Annotated in this window: 20 protein-coding genes; 9 read left to right on the top strand and 11 right to left on the bottom strand. The window is 38.3% G+C overall.

All coding sequences use genetic code 11. From position 1 onward, the window contains the following. Positions 1-333: 333 nt before the first annotated feature. The 3 genes from AC0L7T_RS02935 to dusB form a co-directional block, all read right to left on the bottom strand. Positions 334-1245: a mechanosensitive ion channel family protein gene (locus AC0L7T_RS02935; RefSeq protein WP_473340978.1), complete on the bottom strand. Its 912-nt coding sequence runs from the start codon at positions 1243-1245 to the stop codon at positions 334-336. Positions 1246-1310: 65 nt separating this feature from the next. Beyond that, positions 1311-2180, bottom strand: a complete 870-nt coding sequence (locus AC0L7T_RS02930; protein ID WP_473343340.1) for a DMT family transporter — start codon at positions 2178-2180, stop codon at positions 1311-1313. Positions 2181-2277: 97 nt separating this feature from the next. Next, positions 2278-3267: a tRNA dihydrouridine synthase DusB gene (gene dusB, locus AC0L7T_RS02925; protein ID WP_473340977.1), complete on the bottom strand. Its 990-nt coding sequence runs from the start codon at positions 3265-3267 to the stop codon at positions 2278-2280. A gap of 152 nt (positions 3268-3419) precedes the next feature. Between dusB and AC0L7T_RS02920 the strand changes: the two genes are divergently transcribed. Further along, positions 3420-4355 (top strand): lysostaphin resistance A-like protein, encoded by a 936-nt coding sequence (locus AC0L7T_RS02920; RefSeq protein ID WP_473340976.1) that lies wholly within the window; start codon positions 3420-3422, stop codon positions 4353-4355. Here the strand turns inward: AC0L7T_RS02920 and AC0L7T_RS02915 are convergent. After that, positions 4327-4476: a hypothetical protein gene (locus AC0L7T_RS02915; RefSeq protein WP_473340975.1), complete on the bottom strand. Its 150-nt coding sequence runs from the start codon at positions 4474-4476 to the stop codon at positions 4327-4329. The genes AC0L7T_RS02920 and AC0L7T_RS02915 overlap by 29 nt on opposite strands. A gap of 77 nt (positions 4477-4553) precedes the next feature. Between AC0L7T_RS02915 and AC0L7T_RS02910 the strand changes: the two genes are divergently transcribed. From AC0L7T_RS02910 to AC0L7T_RS02895, 4 genes are all read left to right on the top strand, one after another. Then, entirely contained in the window at positions 4554-5492 is a 939-nt protein-coding gene (locus AC0L7T_RS02910; RefSeq protein ID WP_473340974.1) for a lysostaphin resistance A-like protein, read from the top strand. After that, positions 5485-5691 (top strand): putative signal transducing protein, encoded by a 207-nt coding sequence (locus AC0L7T_RS02905; protein WP_473340973.1) that lies wholly within the window; start codon positions 5485-5487, stop codon positions 5689-5691. The genes AC0L7T_RS02910 and AC0L7T_RS02905 overlap by 8 nt, the downstream gene beginning before the upstream one ends. Continuing rightward, positions 5675-6514, top strand: a complete 840-nt coding sequence (locus AC0L7T_RS02900; protein WP_473340972.1) for a phosphatidate cytidylyltransferase — start codon at positions 5675-5677, stop codon at positions 6512-6514. Before AC0L7T_RS02905 ends, AC0L7T_RS02900 begins: the two co-directional genes overlap by 17 nt. 107 nt (positions 6515-6621) lie before the next feature. Continuing rightward, on the top strand, positions 6622-7284 hold the full coding sequence (locus AC0L7T_RS02895; RefSeq protein ID WP_473340971.1) for a phosphatidylserine decarboxylase family protein: 663 nt from the start codon (positions 6622-6624) through the stop codon (positions 7282-7284). Positions 7285-7387: 103 nt separating this feature from the next. Here the strand turns inward: AC0L7T_RS02895 and AC0L7T_RS02890 are convergent, their stop codons facing one another. The 4 genes from AC0L7T_RS02890 to AC0L7T_RS02875 form a co-directional block, all read right to left on the bottom strand. Continuing rightward, complete coding sequence (locus AC0L7T_RS02890; protein ID WP_473340970.1) at positions 7388-8032, bottom strand: response regulator transcription factor; 645 nt, start codon at positions 8030-8032, stop codon at positions 7388-7390. Next, positions 8016-8723, bottom strand: coding sequence for a sensor histidine kinase (locus AC0L7T_RS02885; protein ID WP_473340969.1), 708 nt, complete (start codon positions 8721-8723; stop codon positions 8016-8018). The genes AC0L7T_RS02890 and AC0L7T_RS02885 overlap by 17 nt, the downstream gene beginning before the upstream one ends. A gap of 58 nt (positions 8724-8781) precedes the next feature. Further along, positions 8782-9321, bottom strand: a complete 540-nt coding sequence (locus AC0L7T_RS02880; protein WP_473340968.1) for a hypothetical protein — start codon at positions 9319-9321, stop codon at positions 8782-8784. Positions 9322-9482: 161 nt separating this feature from the next. After that, positions 9483-9833 carry a hypothetical protein gene (locus AC0L7T_RS02875; protein ID WP_473340967.1) on the bottom strand — a complete coding sequence of 117 codons (351 nt, stop codon included), beginning with the start codon at positions 9831-9833 and terminating at the stop codon, positions 9483-9485. A gap of 551 nt (positions 9834-10384) precedes the next feature. Here AC0L7T_RS02875 and AC0L7T_RS02870 point away from each other — a divergent pair. From AC0L7T_RS02870 to AC0L7T_RS02860, 3 genes are all read left to right on the top strand, one after another. Further along, positions 10385-10933, top strand: a complete 549-nt coding sequence (locus tag AC0L7T_RS02870; RefSeq protein ID WP_473340966.1) for a LemA family protein — start codon at positions 10385-10387, stop codon at positions 10931-10933. Between the two features lies 1 nt (position 10934). Beyond that, positions 10935-12860 (top strand): DUF2207 domain-containing protein, encoded by a 1926-nt coding sequence (locus tag AC0L7T_RS02865; protein WP_473340965.1) that lies wholly within the window; start codon positions 10935-10937, stop codon positions 12858-12860. 130 nt (positions 12861-12990) lie between these two features. After that, positions 12991-13827 (top strand): ion transporter, encoded by an 837-nt coding sequence (locus AC0L7T_RS02860; RefSeq protein WP_473340964.1) that lies wholly within the window; start codon positions 12991-12993, stop codon positions 13825-13827. A gap of 6 nt (positions 13828-13833) precedes the next feature. Here AC0L7T_RS02860 and AC0L7T_RS02855 read toward each other — a convergent pair whose 3' ends face one another. Further along, entirely contained in the window at positions 13834-14928 is a 1095-nt protein-coding gene (locus AC0L7T_RS02855) for a hypothetical protein (protein ID WP_473340963.1), read from the bottom strand. A 903-nt stretch (positions 14929-15831) separates the two neighbouring features. Here AC0L7T_RS02855 and AC0L7T_RS02850 point away from each other — a divergent pair. Then, positions 15832-16641: an HAD-IIA family hydrolase gene (locus AC0L7T_RS02850; RefSeq protein WP_473340962.1), complete on the top strand. Its 810-nt coding sequence runs from the start codon at positions 15832-15834 to the stop codon at positions 16639-16641. Between the two features lie 1867 nt (positions 16642-18508). Here AC0L7T_RS02850 and rluF read toward each other — a convergent pair. Continuing rightward, positions 18509-19240 carry a 23S rRNA pseudouridine(2604) synthase RluF gene (gene rluF / locus AC0L7T_RS02845; protein WP_473340961.1) on the bottom strand — a complete coding sequence of 244 codons (732 nt, stop codon included), beginning with the start codon at positions 19238-19240 and terminating at the stop codon, positions 18509-18511. A 15-nt stretch (positions 19241-19255) separates the two neighbouring features. Continuing rightward, on the bottom strand, positions 19256-20245 hold the full coding sequence (locus AC0L7T_RS02840) for a D-alanine--D-alanine ligase (protein WP_473340960.1): 990 nt from the start codon (positions 20243-20245) through the stop codon (positions 19256-19258). Between the last annotated feature and the right edge of the window lie 66 nt (positions 20246-20311).

Raw genomic sequence — 20311 nt, 5'->3', positions numbered from 1 at the left:
ATTAGGGTGTTGAAAATAGCCCCCATGGAATTTATTCTTGAAAAGAAAAAAGATAAACTATCTCAAAATCAAACGTTTACACACTTAGCCTGACGGCTATGGGGTTAAAACCCATGACCATTGACTTTATCGTTGTATTTTGAAGGAATTTACTCCAAAGCTTTCGAAGCATAAGCACCATCTCCAAAATTGAAAAACCTTAGAATACAATAGGCAATTATTCAGTTAAAATGAATACCTCCCAAGAAGGAATGTTGCTATGCCACATGCTCAAAGAAGCCCGACGCACCTTAACTAGCTAACGCCCCCTTTACACATTCTTCGAATACCTTTTTACCTTTTCGGGTTGGTTTCTGGATGGACCTTGTCTTGGTGCATTAAAATAGTGGAAGTAGGATAGGCAAGTCGGATATTGTCCTCTGGACCCAACCGCTCCAAAATACTTTCTGTAATCGCGTGCTCAAACATCCTTCGTTTTTTGGGATCACAGAGGTAGCGCATAGAAAGTTGTACGCCTCTTTCGGTGATTTTCGTGAAAATCATTGGGGTAAATTGTTTGTAGACAATCAAATGCTCTTGTTTGGCTTTTTTGAAAACCTTTTCTGCCTTTTTCAGGTCCTCATGAAGGTGCTCGTTAAGGATATCAAGTAAAATGTCCTTGGCTTTTTTAAAATCACTCCTAAGTGTGATGTAAATCCTTTGCTCATTCCAGATATAATTAAACCCTGTAGAATAGTTCGCCTGAGCATCCATAAAGACCTTCCCGTTGGGCACATGAATGACACGACCTGTACTCTGATCGGCATCTACCCAATTCCCAATCTCAAGCAATGAAAACTGAAAAAGCCGAAGATCAATAACATCTCCCTGCACCTCTCCAATCTGAATTCTGTCCCCTACATCAAAAGGTTTGCGCAGGTAAATAAATGCCCAGCCAGCAATGTTTACAAAAATGTCTTTTAAGGCAATGGCTATACCAGCAGACAATAACCCAAGAAAGGTAGTAATGGAGTGAAAATTCCCAATCCACAGGTTTCCTATGATTAGAATACCAATAATAAATGAAGCGTATTCAATAAACTTTCGGTAATGGTATTGCCTTCTTAGCTCCACAGCATCCCCCCTGTATATCAATTTAAGGGAGATCTTATTGATCAGCCACATGATGAACCCAATCAGCACCGTTTGCAGAATCCTGTTCCTTAAGGCTGGGTCAATGTCTAGGTTTAAGAAATTATCGAACATGGCATCTCGCTATGAAAACAAAAATTAGTTAAAACTTCAAAAATAAATTCACGCTATCCTTCTTATCATTCAGCGGGTTTTGCTTTTCGATTTCCGATCCACACCCCCACAACTACAGCAAATATGCCCAAATAATGAAAGGGAAACAAAGCTTCTCCATCCAAAACTCCCCAAAAGATAGCAACTATTGGAATAATATAGGTTACTGAACTGGCAAAAACCGGCGTTACCAGCTTTACAATTGAATTAAACAGAATCAATGCTGCGGCTGTCCCAATGGTCCCAAGGAAAGTAATATAAGCAGCTGCCTGATAAGCGCCATCCACATACAGCAACTTAAACGAAAAATGCGTGAAGCCAAACAGGTAAATGGAAGCAATGGGCAAAACCATCATCAAGGATATGGCCGTGATCGCAGTTGGTTGTATCTCCTTGATTTTATACTTGATGATATTGACATTGAAGCCATAACAAATGGAAGCCAGGACGATCAAAAGGCCATAGAGGTTAAGCCCGGAAAAGACATTTATTTCCCCAGAATTCCCCGCCAACACCAAAATGCACACGCCTAAAAGCGCAATGACCAACCCTATTCCGTTTCGTTTGGAAATCTTGACATTAAAAAGCAATGCCCCTATTAAACCCACCATCAAGGGCGTCAGTGCATTGATCACCCCAGCCAGTGAGCTTGAAAGTTGGGTTTGTGCTATAGCAAATAAAAAAGCAGGAATAAAGCTCCCTAAAAAGCCTATAAATAACAGGTAGCCTAATTGTTTTTTATTGAGCTGTTTCACTTTCGGAATACCCAATGGCAATAAGACCAAGGAAGCAGTAACGATTCTAAAAGCACCTACCTCCCCTGGAGAAAAAACAATCAAAGCCTTCTTGATGAGAATAAATGAACTTCCCCAAACCAAAGCCAGCAAAAGCAACATTGCCCAATGCTTTGTATTTTGATTTTGATTCTTTATTGCTTCAGGCACTTCTCTTATTGTTTGGAATCGCTAATGCTCCCTTTTAGCAAGAAATATTTCAAAGCACTTCATCTGCAAACACCCTGGAAATATCCTCCAAGATCTCATTGACTTCGGCATAATCGTCTGTAGTCACCAAGGCAGTACGGTAAGGTTTGAAATGAGGTATCCCTCTAAAATAATTGGTATAATGCCTTCTCATCTCCAGAACGCCCAATTTTTCACCTTTCCATTCTATGGAAAAATCCAGATGCTTTCTGGCTACTTTCACCCGCTCTACCATGTCTGGCGCTTCCAACATATTCCCGGTAGCCATAAAATGCTTGATCTCATTGAAGATCCATGGATACCCAATGGCTGCTCTTCCTATCATCAGCCCATCTACACCGTACTTTTCTTTGTACGCTTTGGCTTTTTGAGGACTGTCTATGTCTCCATTGCCAAAAACTGGAATTTTTATTCTGCTGTTTTTCTTAATTTCCGCCAGGTAAGACCAGTCGGCCTCCCCCTTATACATTTGCTTCCTCGTTCGGGCATGTATGCTGATCGCCTGAATGCCGACATCCTGCAAACGTTCTGTCACTTCATTGATCCTTATGGTATTCTCATCCCATCCGAGCCTGGTCTTCACCGTCACAGGTATTTTCACCGCTTTCACGATTTCGGCTGTCATGGCCACCATCTTGTCTATGTCCAACAAAATACCGGCCCCCGCACCTTTGCATGCCACTTTACTTACCGGGCACCCATAGTTGATATCCAGAATATCAGGGCCTGCTTCCTCTACAATAGCAGCGGCCTCACGCATGGAGGATATTTCATTGCCAAAAATCTGAATGCCTACTGGCCGTTCATAATCATATATATCTAATTTTTGAACAGATTTGGCTGCATCCCTGATCAAGCCTTCGGAGCTAATGAATTCGGTATACATCAAATCCGCACCATTCGTTTTGCATACTGCTCTAAATGGCGGGTCACTAACATCCTCCATAGGAGCCAATAGCAACGGAAACTCCCCTAAATTTAAATCCCCAATTTTAATCACACGCTAATTTATTTTTTTTGCAAAAATGACTGTTTTTAGTTGAATATCAATAACATTGCCATCATTGTCTTTCATTTTGAGCAAATTATTTTATTTCCGAAAACGAAAAGAATCTTCTCCCACACACTATTTACTGTAAATTTACTCTTTAAATGGAAATTTATGAAAATCGACCAGGACAAATGAACAAGCAACATTGGTTACTTTCATTTACCGTTTTGGTTTTAATCGTATTTGGAACCCTATCCATCCTGCAAACAGCAGCCTTGGCTCTATTGCCTTTCGTCTTTGGTATCTCCATTGAGCAACTCCCTTATCTTCTCGATGCAACACTTGATCACCAAAATGCTCGATTGGCTTTTCTTTTTGTTAAGGGCCTAGGCGGAGGTTTTGCTTTTTTTGTCGGAGGCTGGATTTTCATCCGTTTTGTAGACAGAAAAACCTTCCGATTGGACAAGCAGTTGACACCTCAGCAATTTGAGAGTCTTTGGATTGTGCTCCCCATCCTTATAGGGTTCGTCCTTTTCAACTCACTATTGATTTATCTTAATATGAATTTTGATTTTCCTGAAGTTCTAAGGGGACTGGAGACATCTCTTAGAGCAAAAGAGGATCAATTGATGGAATTGACAAAATACCCTACTGAATTCGACAGTATTGGTGAATTTCTATTGGGAGTATTGGTGATTGGGGTATTAGCTGGAATTGGCGAAGAGTATTTATTCAGAGGAATAGTGCAGCCCAAAATGCACCAATACACCGGAAATGCACATTGGGGGGTATGGATTACTGCTTTTATTTTCTCAGCCATTCATTTTCAATTTTATGGTTTTCTCCCCAGACTAATGCTTGGAGCTTTGTTTGGATATTTGTACCTCTATTCTGGATCTATTCTTTATCCTATGGTAGCCCATGTCTTGAACAATACCATGATGGTTACTTTGATTTATTTCAATAAACTAGGGTTGTTGGAATTCAACATGGAGGTAGTTGATACATTCAATTGGCAATATGTTTTTGGGGGTCTAATGCTATTTCTTTTTTGCTGGTATTGGTTTATTAAATCAAATAAAGATCAGGTCTATTAAGTAAAAAGGCAAAAATACCCACATCCAGAAAAGCGCCAACTAAAATCACAGGCTTATTTATGTTGGGAGAAACGGCTGTTTCTAGTTGAATATCAATAACATCGCCCTCGTTGTACTTCATTTTATTCAAATTAATTTATTTCCAAAAAACAAAAGTATCTTGTGGTGCACACTATTTACTGTAAATTTACTCTTTATATGGAAATATATGAAAATCGACCAGGACAAACGAACAACCAACATTGGTTGCTTTCATTTACCGTTTTGGTATTAATCGTATTTGGAACCCTTGCCATTCTGCAAACAGCAGCCTTAGGTTTATTGCCATTCGTCTTTGGTATCTCCTTTGATCAACTCCCTTATCTTCTCAGTGCTTCACTTGACCATCCAAATGCCAGACTGGCTTTTCTTTTCATTCAGGGTTTAGGGGGAGGACTTGGTTTTTTTGTCGGAGGCTGGATTTTCATTCGATTTGTAGACAGGAAAACCTTACGATTGGATAAACAGCTGGACCCAAAGCAATTTGAGAACCTATGGATCGTACTCCCTTTGCTTATTGGTTTTGTCCTTTTCAACTCACTATTGGTCTATCTTAATATGAATTTCGATTTTCCTGAAGCACTAAGTGGGCTTGAAGCATCCTTTAGAGCAAAAGAGGATCAATTAATGGAATTGACAAAATACCTTACTGATTTCGACAGTATTGGTGAGTTTCTATTGGGAGTATTGGTGATAGGGGTATTAGCCGGGATTGGCGAGGAATATCTATTCAGAGGAATAGTACAGCCTAAAATGCACCAATACACAGGAAACGCGCATTGGGGGGTATGGATTACTGCATTTATTTTCTCGGCCATTCATTTTCAATTTTATGGTTTTCTCCCCAGACTAATGCTTGGGGCATTGTTTGGTTATTTGTACCTGTATTCTGGATCCTTACTTTATCCTATGGTGGCACATATCTTAAACAATACCTTAACCGTAACCTTGGTCTATTTTAACAAACTAGGCTTGATGGAGTTTGACATGGAGGAGGCTGATCAACTGTACTGGCAATATGTCATTGTAGGTCTTGTAATATTTCTTTTTTGTTGGAATTGGTTTATTAAATCAACTAAAAATCAGGTGTATGAGTAATTGGCAAAAAATATTTGAGTCCAGCACTCCTATTAGGGCAGAAATTGTAAAGGGAGTACTTGAAGAAAATGGTATTACTGCGGTCATTGTTAACAAGAAGGACCCTGTATATAAGATCCATGGAAACATTGAAGTGATGGTTCTAGGGGAGGAAGCCCAGAGGGCATTAAAAATAGTTGAAAATGAAATCTCGTTTTAGTATAAGTAACTATAGTAACCTGGCCCAAAGGGTAATAACCGCCATATTAGGGACAATAATTATCATCGCCAGTACTGTATTTAGTGAGTGGTCTTATTTTATAGTATTTGCTGTTATCCTGGCATTTACCCAAATGGAGTTTTACAAACTTTGTGGGTTGGATGGCATGCTTCCGCTGAAAAGCTTTGGGACATTTATTGGTCTTTTGGTCTTTACATTTACGTTTTTAGAAGAAATGAAAGTCATCCCTATGGCCTATTATTTCTTGGTCTTCCCGCTCGTCTCCATGATCTTTTTCATCAAGCTTTACAAGAAAACGGACAAAAAGCCATTTACAGGGATTGCCTATACCTTACTGGGCATTATTTACGTGGCCATTCCCTTTTCATTGCTGACAGTGGCGGCCTTTTCTGTTGACAATACCTTTCATTTCGAAATTATCATCGGTTCTTTGTTGATGTTATGGGCGAGTGATTCGGGTGCCTACTTTGCAGGGACCAAATTTGGTAAAACAAAGCTATTTGAAAGAGTCTCTCCAAAAAAATCTTGGGAAGGAAGTCTCGGAGGAGCCTTTTCCGCAATCATTGTCACTTATTTCATTTCAAAAAATTTCACAGTATTGCCTGAATGGCAGTGGTTTTGCATTATGACCATCATAATTATTGCCGGTACTTATGGTGACCTCATAGAGTCCCTTTTCAAAAGAAGCATCGCAATAAAAGACTCAGGAAAAGGTCTACCAGGTCATGGAGGCTTTATGGATAGGTTTGATGGCCTTTTACTTTCTACTCCTTTTATTGTAGCGTTTTTGAAAATATTTTAATAATTACTCTAAAAAATCCTATTATTGTACCCTCAAAGGAATTCCAAGGGATGTTGTCTCTTGAAATCTGTTTTAATGAAGGAAGAGAAACTAAATGCTAAACCATTATGACCATTCATAAAGAAGGACGATCGCTATTATTTTGGATGTTAATTATTTTGGCAGGAATCAATATTGCTATCAATTATTTAATCCCTGTACAGGAGTTGGTTATTAACCTGGTCCTAATTGGAAGCATCGTGCTTTACTTAACTGTACTACAATTTTTCCGGAACCCCGCCATACCAATCCCAGACAAGCCTGAATTGATCTATGCGCCTGCTGACGGTAAAGTAGTAGTGATAGAAAGAACCATGGAAGAAGAATACCTTAAAGAGGAAAGAATTCAGATATCCATATTCATGTCTCCTATAAACGTACATGTTAACCGATCGCCCATTACCGGCATTCTAAAATACTTTAAATACCATCCTGGGAAATACCTTGTTGCCTGGCATCCAAAATCCAGCCTTGAAAATGAGCGAACATCTCTAGTAATAGAGCATGCGAATGGCGTTCAGCTAATGATGCGTCAAATTGCCGGCGCAATGGCAAGAAGAATCAAATGGTATGTAAAAGAAGGTGACCCTATGGCTCAGGGTTATGAGTTTGGGTTTATAAAGTTTGGATCAAGGGTGGATGTCTTTGTTCCCTTAGACGCCGAGATACTGGTCAATTTGGGCCAAACCACCAAGGGTGGGATTACGCCTATCGCTAAATTCAAGTCTTGAAAAAAGGCTTTCAATGCAATTGCAATAAATAACCCGTACCAGGCAAAAGATGAACAATTTTCTGGTTCGGGTTAATCATTCTCCTATTTATTCTTTAATAACTTTACAAGCCCATATCCAGGGCTTTTTTTACGAGCTCTGTGACTGAAGAAACATTTAATTTTTGATGCAAATGTTTGCGATGTGTCTCTACTGTAAAAATACTAAGATACAATTGCTCGGCTATTTCCTTGTTGGTTTTACCTTTTACAATCCATCTTAAAATCTCCATTTCTCTTTTGGAGAGTTTAAAGACGGCTTTAAAATGATCGTATTGTTCAAACTCATCCCCTTCCTCAGCCTGGTTTAAAACATGGTCAAAATTTACCAAATACCGGTCTTCCATGACCTCACGAATGGTATAAATCAACTCCTCAGGGTCGGCATTTTTAAGCACATATGCATTTACGCCTTGCTTGATACATTTCTTAAAAATCTCCTCATCATCATACATGGAAAGAACTATGGTTTTCACTTTCCACCTCTTCTTTTTGATATACTGAAGAATGTCCAGGCCATTAAGACCTGGCATATTCATGTCCGTAATGACCAAATCCATCTTATCTTCTTCCAAAGCCGCCAATGCCTCCTTGCCATTATGGACGACTTTTTCTACACTAAAATCTGGTTCATTGGAAAGTAATTTTTCTATTCCTGCCGCAAATAACTTATGATCGTCTGCTAATAATATCTTAGTCTTGTTTGTCATTTTCCAACTCAATTTCTATTCGGGTACCCTTCCCTAATTCTGAATCAATCTGCACCTTACCACCAATAGCCTCGACTCTCGAATTTATATTCCTCAGCCCCAATCCTTGGGACACTTTGGTCATATCAAATCCTTCACCATTGTCCTTAATGCATAGTAATAATTTATCCCCCAGGTTCTTCAATTCGATCGAGATCAAAGTCGGGGAGGCATGTTTTATGGCGTTGTTTAAGCATTCCTGAACCAAACGGATAAGCACCAGTTTTTTATCCCCTTCCACAAAATCTATTGACTCACCTTCATTCACATAGGATACTTCACAAAATCCGCTTTTTTGAACTTTCCCTAGCTCTTCTTCCAAAAAGCTTTCAAACTGAACATCATTGATATAATCTTTATTGATAGACCGGGACAAGCTACGAACCTCTTTTATGATTTGATTGATTAATTTTTTCCCTTCAAAAACAGAGGCCGGATCTGAATTATTTAGCACCAATTTGGTAAGGGACAGTAACTGCCCAATATTATCATGCAACTCCTGACTGACATAATGAAGGGTATGTTCTCTAATTTCCTTTTCTGCATTCAAAATGGTGTTTTTGAAATCAGCTTTGATAATTTGTATTTTATGCCTGTTCCTTATTTGTCTTTGCCGATGTACAATGACAATGGCAATAATAAATGCAGCCATAATAACCATAATAACCACCCCCGTTATTATAGCAAAAAATGTTTGTAAGGATTTGTCTTCAATCACTTTTTGGAGAAAAGATCAGTGGTGAATAAAAAGAAAATCCGAAAATTAGATACAATGTCGCTGCAAAAAACCGATTCAAAGAAGCCAAAATTGTTAGGTAATAATCATCCAACCCCCAGGTTACATTCAAGGAGGCAAAGTATAAAAAACTCCCAGAGTAGAAAAACAAAATTGCGGCAATGTTCCAAAAATGAGGAACACTCAGCAATGATACATTACCATCTTTGTCTGACATAAATAAAGAAAACATCAAGTAACAGCTAAAGAGAACCACTCCCAAACTCCCCAACAAATGGGTGTACTGTTGAAACACCTGTGTCGGAGATTGAATAAAGAGCGTATTTATTGCCGCCCAAACGATGAAAAAGACAATAAAATAAATGACGTTTCTTTTGATTCTTTTGGCTTCTATCAAGGAACCCAAGTAAATTAAGATCAATATCGTTTCCCCAAAAACAAAGAATATATTGTAAACAAGCACATTTTTTTCACCATTCTCCACCAAAATCAGTGCGTAAAGTTCAAAACTCAACACATAAGAGATTATGAAAAATATAAAATCATGGGACTTTCCATGCAAATGGTACTTTCTCTTAAAAAAGAAAAAAAACAATGACAGCAATAGCCCAACTACAATACAAGAAATGTAAGCGTAAAAAGTCATGGCGGTACTGTCATTGTTTACTAAATCTACTAATTACAGTTCGGTGGGCAAATTTTCCCTCCGTTCATAATCCAGGAATCATCTGTAGTACTGGAATTATCATTAGAAGCTGCTAAGATTAGGGTTAATTTCCCTATATAATCTTCACTGTCTTCTTTTTCCCCTCTTACACTTACAGTTTCCTTGTCATACATTCCCAAGTAAATTTTCAACCCACCATTCTCTTTATCAGTTTTGGCCAACAATTCTTCAATGGTCTTCCGATCAAAAAAAATAGAACGGGTCTGGTCTTTTGCTTTGTCCTCGTTTATTGCTTTTTCTGCGTTTGCAATAAATTTTTCATAATTTGCTCTTAGCTGTTTGAATATTCTTAAGTCCATATTGCGATTGGATTTAGGTAAAAATTAGTTTAACAAATTTAACCATTCTTCTTATTAAAAGCTCAATATCCCTAAAAAATCATCCAAAGGGTCCTTGATAAAAAAATAGGATGCTTTAAAACTCCTCTATTAAGAAGCTTTGTTTTGGGTGACAGCAAATTGCAAACACAACCATTTCAACTCAAATACCCATATAAAATCACATATCTCGCTTCGTATATATATTGACTATAAGGAGGTGGTGAAGCCACCTTAAAAGCCTATACCCTCATGACTTTACCTTTAACCATCCAATAAATCAACCTAATACAGCCAAAAGATTGGTTTTTATTGAGGTCCAGGGGAGTGGATTGTCCCCCCCTATTTTTGATTAAATAATTGATAGAAATAGTTCAAGTTCTAGGTAAATGCTGGTGAAACAGGCTTGATCTTAACTGATAAACTTCCTAAGCTTCACTATTTTAATCCATAAACTGAAAGAATTGGTAAATTATAAGTAATTTAATCTAACTATTTCCATTGAACTTATATTCAAGATAATCTATGAAATTATGACAATAGCCATAGTGGCAATTGGCCTTTTGCTCGCCTTTATAATGTTGACATACAACAAGCTCGTTCGCCTACGAAACAATGCCAAAGAAGGCTGGAGTGGAATAGATGTACAGCTAAAGAGAAGAGCGGATTTGGTGCCTAACCTCGTCACCACTGTGAAAGGTTATGCCAAACATGAAAAGCAGTTGCTGGAAGAATTAACTGCGCTTAGAAGCAAAACCGGAGCGCATCAATCCATGCCAGAAACCTCAAAAACTGCGACAGATCTAGGTAAATCTTTAAAAAAGCTAATGGTCGTAGCGGAAGCTTATCCGGAACTTAAAGCAGATAAAAATTTTCTGAAGCTGCAGCAGCAACTCTCTGAGATTGAGAATTACCTTCAAAAATCCAGAAGGTATTACAATGGAACAGTAAGAGAATTAAATACAAAAGTTGAATCTATCCCCTCCAATATTGTAGCCAAAGCTTTTGGTTTCAACAAACTAGAATTTTTCACAATTTCTGATGAAGCTGATCGGATGCTTCCTGAATTAAATTTTGAATAAGATGCATCGGTTTTATTTAGGCCTGGTCCTAATCCTACTCTCCAGCAGTTTATGCGTACTCGCACAAAATGAAGAGGTAATCCTCAATTACCACAGTGAGATAGCAGTACAGCTCGATGGTTCTTTGAACGTAACAGAAGACATCAAAGTCAGAAGTTTGGGCCATGATATTAGTAGAGGGGTTTTCAGAAGTTTCCCTGTAAGGTACCGCGACAGGAATAACAATCAGGTGATTGTAGGATTCAAAGTACTGGGAGTAAAGAAAAACGGTATAGATGAGCCTTATAAAGTGATCCGGCAAGGAGACTATGAGATCATTAGAATTGGTGATGAGAACACTATTTTGGAGCCTGGTATTTATGCTTATTCGCTTGCTTACGAGACAAATCGACAGATCGGCTTTTTCGAAGACTTCGACGAGCTTTATTGGAATGCCATAGGGACTGAATGGAGTTTCAAAATTCTTGAAGCAAGTGCACGAATCAAACTTCCTCCGGGTGGAATTATGGGACAGTATGCAGCTTATTCAGGGAAATCAGGCAAAACCGATTGCGACTGCACGATAAAAAAGGAATCAGAAAGCTCCTTATTTGTAAAGGTTGATCGGACTTTAATGCCCGGAGAAGGCCTTACCCTTGCGGCTTCCTGGCAAAAAGGGATAATTCCCCCGCCTACCCAAGCGGAAAAAACCAAGGCTTTTTTCAGGGACAACGCTGGCATATTCTGTCTAACCATTGGATTCATAATTGCATTGACTTATTTTTTTTATGCATGGAACAGGGTTGGCCGTGATCCACATAAAGGTGGCATTTACCCCCTGTTTGATCCCCCTGAAGGAATAGATGCTGCTGCTATGCGATACTTGTACAAAATGCGTTTTGATACCCAAACCTATGTTGCTGCTGTTGTAGAAATGGCCACCAAAGGCTGGATCAAGATCATAGAAGGAAAGAAGAAAAAATATACCTTGGAAAAAATGGCAGGGAATAATAAATCGCCAAACTCAGGTTACCAAGTAGTAATGGATGAACTCTTCCCTGCTGGACTTGAAGAAATTAGCCTGGAACAAAAGGAACACCAGAAAATCGGAGGGGCTATGCGTGGTCTACAAAAGGATTTGTATGCCAAATTGCATGGTTCGCATTTTAAAAACAATTACCTGTGGGTATTGCCGGGATTTATAATTTCTGTTATAAGCTTGGTGCTTGCAATTAAATATACCTTTCCCAATTTACTAGACGCTGAAAAAACAATGCTCATTCTGGGAATGGTAATTTGTTTCTTCCTAATAATTTTACTGGGTAAAATCTTTGATACCTTCCTGGATTATCAGGACAAAGGCCATGTAAAAAGGAGCACACTCTTAGTTGAGGGTATATTTTTGATTATCATTCTTGGGATACCAGCTTACATTGTTTATCATTTTAATCTCAGTCCACCCTTTGGCTTCCTCTTCGTTTTTCTTTTGGTAGGCCTTGCCAATGCAATTTTTATTCAATTGATGAACGCGCCCACTTTAAAAGGTAGAAAAATAATGGATGAAATAGAAGGTTTCAGAATGTACCTTAATGCCGCTGAAAAACCTTTGTTAGAAACGTATAATCCTCCTGGCATCACTCCAGCCGTTTTTGAAAAATTCCTACCATTTGCTATCGCATTGGAAGTAGGAGAAGCTTGGGGAAAAGCATTTGAGAGAAATTTGGAATCATTGGGAGAAGATTATAACAAAAGCTCTTCCTATCATCCGATGTGGTACGCTGGCTCAGCTTTTACCGCAGGATCACTCGTCGGGTTTTCTGATAATTTGAGCAGCTCCTTTGGTTCGGCCCTTGCCAATTCGTCCAGCCCTCCGGGAGGTTCTTCGGGCAGTGGCGGTGGCGGCGGTTCCGGAGGAGGAGGCGGAGGAGGTGGCGGAGGAGGCTGGTAGCCCCTCTTTATAGGATATCCGGTTACATTTCCCTATTTTAAATAGATTAGTTGTAAATTTACTGTTCTCAGAAAAAAGAAACACCAATAATACATCGCTTTTTATGTAATTGCGGACAAGCCAACATTTTATGATCTCATTACCTTCAAAAAAAAGACTGGCACATATTGTATATGAATCGGATGATCGTGCTTCCAAAGCATTTGATCTGGTTCTATTGGTTTTGATATTACTAAGTGTTGTAATCGTCATTTTAGATTCCGTTCAAGACATTCGTGACAATTACGGCAAAGTATTGTATTGGCTGGAATGGTGTTTTACACTTATTTTTACGGTAGAATATTTTCTTCGAATCTGGTTGGGTAATAATAAAACCGGATATGTTTTTAGCTTTTATGGGATCGTGGATTTGCTCGCCATACTCCCTACCTACTTGAGTCTATTTTTATTACAAACCCAATACCTGACAGTCATAAGAGCACTGCGGTTCTTAAGGATATTACGAATTCTTAAATTACCCGAATACATCAAAGAAGCTTCCAGATTAACAGAAGCACTTAAACACAGTAAGGCTAAAATTCAGATTTTCGTAGGATCTGTTTTGACCATTGTATTGGTAATGGGATCGGTGATGTACATCATTGAAGGCCCTGAAAGTGGCTTCACCTCCATTCCCAGATCGATGTATTGGGCCATCGTCACACTTACTACTGTAGGCTATGGAGACATTGCTCCTGCTACAGATTTTGGCCAATTTATGGCCTCCATCATTATGCTGATAGGTTATGCGATTATCGCAGTACCCACTGGAATCGTCACTTCTGAATTGGTTTCCGCTAGAAATGCTGAAGAGATCAAAGCCCACCCCAATATAAAAACATGTAAGGCCTGCAATTTAAAAACTCACAGTTTGGATGCGGTGTTTTGCAGACGTTGCGGGACCAGGCTTACACCCATGACTGAATAAGGTTCCTTATTGGGCATAGCTATAATTGTCATATGCCGCTACTATCCTTCTGTTGGGAGTTCTGCAAGTACTTGGGAAGTCATAGAAATACATGCATTCTGGTAGCCCATTGGTAAACGTTAAGGTCACCGATCCTTTGCTTCTACCTGAGAAACCCGAAAAAATATAATTGGCTTTTATTATGACAGGTCTTCCACTTTCGTCTCTGGAAGTTACGGAGGTATTAGAGACACTCCCTTTTTCATATTTATTCAATACCCAACCTTGAGAATGATCACCAATCAAATCATTTATCAATCGCTGATAGTTTTGGTCCTTAAAACCAGTTGATTTGCCCGACGAAATAGTGGCTTGCTCAGTAGCAGAGCTTGTAAGCCTAACGGGCTGTTTGTTAAGCGCAAAAAGTTTTAGATTCTCTTCAAACCGCATTAACCCTGAACTATTGCATTCATTCAAGACCAATAATTCATTCACATCTTGAACTATCGCCTGGGCATCACCAACCTTGTCCATCATTCCTTCCAGCCCATTGTCCTGATTTATCATACCGAAAATATTTCTGAATGCATCTGCGGATTGAATTTTTTCCAAGGCTAATTTCCCATTGTACAGCTCAGGTTTGGCATATAGCCCAGTGCCCACCGTCACCCATCGAACGCAATTCCTACTTACCTCCATGCCAAAGCCATCTGTGGTCACTTCTTCAGTGGCACATTCTTCACGGGTTATTTCTACCTTATTGGATGGCAAAAAAACCCCACATTTCCGCGCATAGCTGTTGAGATACGTACTGTAAAGCAAGGCGAACAACTGTGCATCCCTATCGATGGGGATGTTTACAAAATCCCCTTTAAAGAGATTCATTAAAAGGCCCTCGTTTGCAAGTCCTTTGGCAGTAAAAACAAGAGAATCAGGATTCACTATGGGATAAGTTGATTCCTTGGATTCAGGTAGCCCTTCAAAAATTTCTACTTGAGACATCTTCCCTAGGCCTTGGCTCTCCAAATTCTCTTGTGGGAGAAGCCCAATTAGTAGCAAAGTAAAAAAAGGAGAAATACTATAAACACACTTTTTCAAAATGTTTTTTCTCCTATTTCTCATGTTATTTATGGTTTAATCGGGGATTAAGGCCAAACCTTTAATCAACGTAGCCAAACAGGCATCAAAGAAGTCTCTCCTTTAGTATACAAATTGAAAAATACCAATAAAATAAATAAAACGAAAATGGGGAAAGGATCTTTTGCCATGGAGACTTGGACCAGGTAATAGCAATGTAATCAAGCCAATATAAATTTCGCCACTAATTAGAGTTATACAATATTGATTGATACCCCTCAGGCCAGACACAAATCATTCCCTGATAGTATTGCCCTCAAAAAAGTAGTTTTTTCAGTCAAGCATAAAAAAAAGCCATGAAACAAAATCTCATAGCTTTAGTCAATTAACAATAAACCCAAAATAACCTGCTGTAGGAGAAGGAGTTGAACCTCCACGGAGCGGTTAGGCAAAATATGAGCTCGATATTTGCTTTTTTCCGGTACCTCCACCCCCGAGACAGGAGGGCATGTCTGCCAGTTTCATCATCCTACAGTATAAATCGCCAAAAAAAGCAAGCTTCTTATTGACCAAAGACCGTTTGTCTTTGTTTGATATTTCAAAGTTAATAAAAAGAATATAAAATTACAATATTGACAAGTTTATAATTATTTTTTTCATTTTTTTTATTTTTTAATAGTTTTATTAACCTATTCAATAATTATGGACCTTCAAAATAGCCAATAATTGAAAACTATTAAAAGCGAGCTTTAAATGGATTTAAAGCAGCACATTTAAACTGGAAATTTTAAGCCAAATACACGATATTCACTTTTAGCATTTATTAAAGAAATTTAGTCTTTTTTGCTGTTTTTATATTTATGAAGGTATTTGTTTGATTTTTATATATTTTTATTCAACCTTTGTTATTGATTACATATTGTAAAATACACCACAACAACTACCATTATGAGAGAAACAGGATTTTTAATTGACATGGACGGTGTCATCTACCGGGGAGGGGAATTGATACCTGGCGCAAAGGACTTTATCCAAAAATTATTGGAAGAAGACTACCCGTTTAGATTCCTCACCAATAACAGCCAAAGAAACTGCCGAGACGTGGTAGCAAAATTAAGCAGGATGGGAATTGGTGTTGAGGAAAAACACATTTTCACCTGCGCCATAGCCACTGCCAGGTACCTTGCCGCTCAAAAGCCTAATGGAACAGCTTATGTAATTGGAGAAGGGGGTTTATTGACAGCATTGCACCAAAACGGATACTCTATAGTAGATGACGCACCGGATTATGTAGTCATCGGAGAAGGAAGAACCATTATGCTAGAATCTGTGGACAAAGCAATAAACATGGTAATGAACGGCGCAAAACTTATTGCTACCAACCTTGATGCTTATTGCCCAAGTTCCAATAACTCTATTCGTTCAGGTTGTGGCGCATTTGTTTCAATGATTGAAATGGCTACAGGAAGAAAAGCCTTTAGTGCTGGCAAACCCAACCCTGTAATGATGAGAATCGCCAAAGCAGAATTGGGAACACGTTCTGCCAACACAATCATGATCGGGGATACAATGGAAACAGATATACTGGGAGGAGTTCAAATGGGATTCAAAACTGTACTGACACTTACTGGTTCAACCAAAATTGATGACCTTGATTCTTACGCCTATTCACCAGACCATATCATTGGCAGCATTCAAGAATTAAACGACCCTATGGTATTGGAGCAAATAGTCAATGGAGACCTTGTACTTCAATAGACAATAAATTGGATTTTGATTAAACAATGAAGGTAACGTGTCGCGGCATACGTTACCTTTTTTTTTTGCGATTGCATCAATCCCCTGAGTAAAAATCAGACGGGCTGGGAAAAGCCAGGACACGCTATTGTTATCCCAATTGGGAAATTCCAACTAAATTTTTCTAAAAACAACGATATTTTCAATACCCATGGGTTTTAACCCATAGGATTAGAAAAATATACAAGACACGATTTTGGCCTCTTTAGGTTACACTTTTCCATGTCTTTGAATCCGAGTTAAAAGAAGTTTAGCTATTTTTTTAAAAAAAAAGCTATGAAACAAAATCTCATAGCTTTAGTCAATTAACAATAAACCCAAAATAACCTGCTGTAGGAGAAGGAGTTGAACCTCCACGGAGCAGTTAGGAAAAATACGAGCTCGATATTTTCTTTGTTCTGTGATCCCCACCCCCGAGACAGGAGGGCATGTCTGCCAGTTTCATCATCCTACAGTATAAATCGCCAAAAAAAGCAAGCTTTTTATTGACCAAAGACCGTTTGTCTTTGTTTGATATCTCAAAGTTAATAAAAAGAATAATAAATTAAAATTAAAGCAACAAATTAGCTAAATTTTTACACTATAATTAATAATTCAATAGTTTTTTAACCAAATCAATAAACCTACCTGATAAATTGAGTCATCTTTTAGAAAATTGGCAACAATAAATCACCAAATCATAAATAGCACTTTAAATTAGCTTTTAGAACCCAACGAAAGCAAAAAAGATTACCATACATTAAATACAAAGCATAAGCACCATGATAAGCTTTAGAACGAGTACAATGGAGACGACTACCCTAAAAAATTGGACACAAAAAAGCTATGAAACAAAATCTCATAGCTTTAGTCAATTAACAATAAACCCAAAATAACCTGCTGTAGGAGAAGGAGTTGAACCTCCACGGAGCGGTTAGGCAAAATATGAGCTCGATATTTGCTTTTTTCCAGTACCTCCACCCCCGAGACAGGAGGGCATGTCTGCCAGTTTCATCATCCTACAGTATATATCGTCAGCAACAAGTAAACTTTCACCGACCAAAGACCATTTGTCTTTGTTTGATATTTCAAAGGTAATAAAAAGATCCATTAATTAAAATTATAGCAATAAATAAGCTATTTATTTACACTATAATTATTTTATTACTATTTTTTTTACACTATAAACAATTTCCACAATTAAATCTGGGCCGGAATTGGAAGATTCGCAACAGTGAAATACTCCACCTCCTATGGCGCCTCATAATGTTATTTTTTACAATGCACAAAAGCTAAAAATTCAGGCATAAGTGACCTCCGATAGAAAAAGAAAAATTTAAATACCTGTCACGGGTAACCTGATAAGTTTTAAAAGATAAAAAGGAATGGCAAACCAAAGCGGTTAGACAAAAAAAAAAGCCATGAAACAAAATTTCATAGCTTTAGTCAATTAACAATAAACCCAAAATAACCTGCTGTAGGAGAAGGAGTCGAACCTCCACGGGGCAGTTAGAAAAATACGAGCTCGCTATTTTCTTTGTCCTGTGATCCCCACCCCCGAGACAGGAGGGCATGTCTGCCAGTTTCATCATCCTACAGTATATATCGTCAGCAACAAGTAAACTTTTCACCGACCAAAGACCGTTTGTCTTTGTTTGATATTTCAAAGGTAACAAAAAGATCGATTAATTCAAATTACAGCAATAAATACGTTATATTTTTACATTATAATTAATTATAACTGTATAAAATTAAAATAAATACAATTTAAACATACTCTTCTATCAGGGTATTAAAAAATCCATAACGACTAAGATTTCTAAAGCTAAATTTGACTATAGATCAGCTATTATTCGGTTTCAGGGGCTGTTTTCGAGGAATCTTTAACCAGATGCTGCACTTCTTCAAGTTCCTCAAGAGACAAATCTCTCCACTTACCCTTGGGTATGTCCAAGCGGATATTCATTATCCGAACACGCTGCAGGGATACCACCTTGTAACCCAAATAGTCACACATTCTCCTTATCTGCCGGTTAAGCCCTTGGGTAAGGATTATTTTAAAAGTATCTTTTCTCATTTGTTTGACTTGACACTTTTGGGTAACAGTGTCCAAAATGGGAATTCCCTTGCTCATTCTATCAATAAAGTCTCCTTCAATGTTCTTATGGACTTTTACAATGTATTCCTTTTCATGAGAATTTCCAGCCCGCAATATCTTATTGACAATGTCACCATCACTTGTCAACAAGATAAGACCTTCACTAGGTTTGTCTAATCTTCCAATATGAAAAATACGCTGAGGATGATTAATATAATCTACTATATTGTCTTTTACTTTTGTGTCTGTGGTGCAAATAATGCCTACCGGTTTATTGAAAGCAATATAGACATGCTTTTCTTCAGGAGCGGTTACCACCTCACCATCCACCTTCACTTTATCTCCAGGCCCAATTTTAGTCCCCATCTCAGGCACCTTGTCATTAATGGTCACCCTATTGGCTGCTATCATTCTGTCCGCTTCTCTTCTGGAGCAGTAGCCAATTTCACTTAGAAACTTATTAATCCTGACTTCACTTTTCACTTTTCACAATTTAAATTAATGCCACATTTCTTCAATCAGCGCTGTATAGAAATCCTTTAGCGTCATCCCCACTGCTTTTACCTGCTGGGAAATTAGGCTTGTTTCTGTCTGTCCTGGTACAGTATTGATTTCTATAAAGTAAAAATCATCAGTCTGTGTTTCCAAAAAATAATCCATCCTTACCGCTCCCTTACAATTCAATGTTTGGTAAACTTGTTCAGCTATTTTCCTTACCATTTCTACATCTCGTTCTTCCATTCTTCCAGGAGTAATTTCTTCCGAAACCCCAGGTTTGTATTTGGCCTCAAAGTCAAAAAATTCTTTGGAACTGATTATCTCCGTAGAAGGCAATACGGATATTTTTCCTTTACTTTTATAAATCCCAATCGAGAATTCCCTGCCACTAACAAACTCCTCTACCATCACCTGATCATCTTCTTTAAAGGCCAGGTCCAATGCCAAGCCTAACTCTTCGGCACTTTTCGCCTTGCTCATCCCTATACTGCTTCCACCATTATTGGGTTTGACAAAAACTGGCAAACTCAATTCTTCCAAAAGCTCTTCAGCCAGTCCACTCTTATTTTCAAATAGCTGGACAGATTTAGCTACATGCAAATCCGCAATGCCTTCTACAATTTTCTTGGTATAGGCCTTATTCATGGTGATGGAAGAAGTGAGGGCATCACAGGTAGTATAAGGAATTCCCAACATATCGAAATAGCCAACCAACTTTCCATCCTCACCAGGTGAGCCGTGAATAATATTAAAGACCCCGTCAAATTTAATTTTCTTCCCGTTTTTGATAACAAAAAACCCATTCAGGTCAACAGGGTACTTTTTACCGTCCTCTTCTTCCAGGTACCAATTTCCTGGGTAAATATGGACTTTATGCACTTCATAGCGTTCCCTATCCAAGTGCTTGGCCACCACGGAAGCGCTCTTTTCGGACACCACCGACTCCCCGGTAAAGCCTCCCATGATCAGGGCAATTTGCTTTTTATTCATTTAATCTCAGTTTTGATGCGAGTTACAGGAATATTTTGTAAATAAAATGATAAATAACTTATTTGA

The organism is Cyclobacterium sp. 10D3-21 (assembly GCF_055809755.1).
This window is presented reverse-complemented; position numbering and strand designations above follow the sequence as displayed.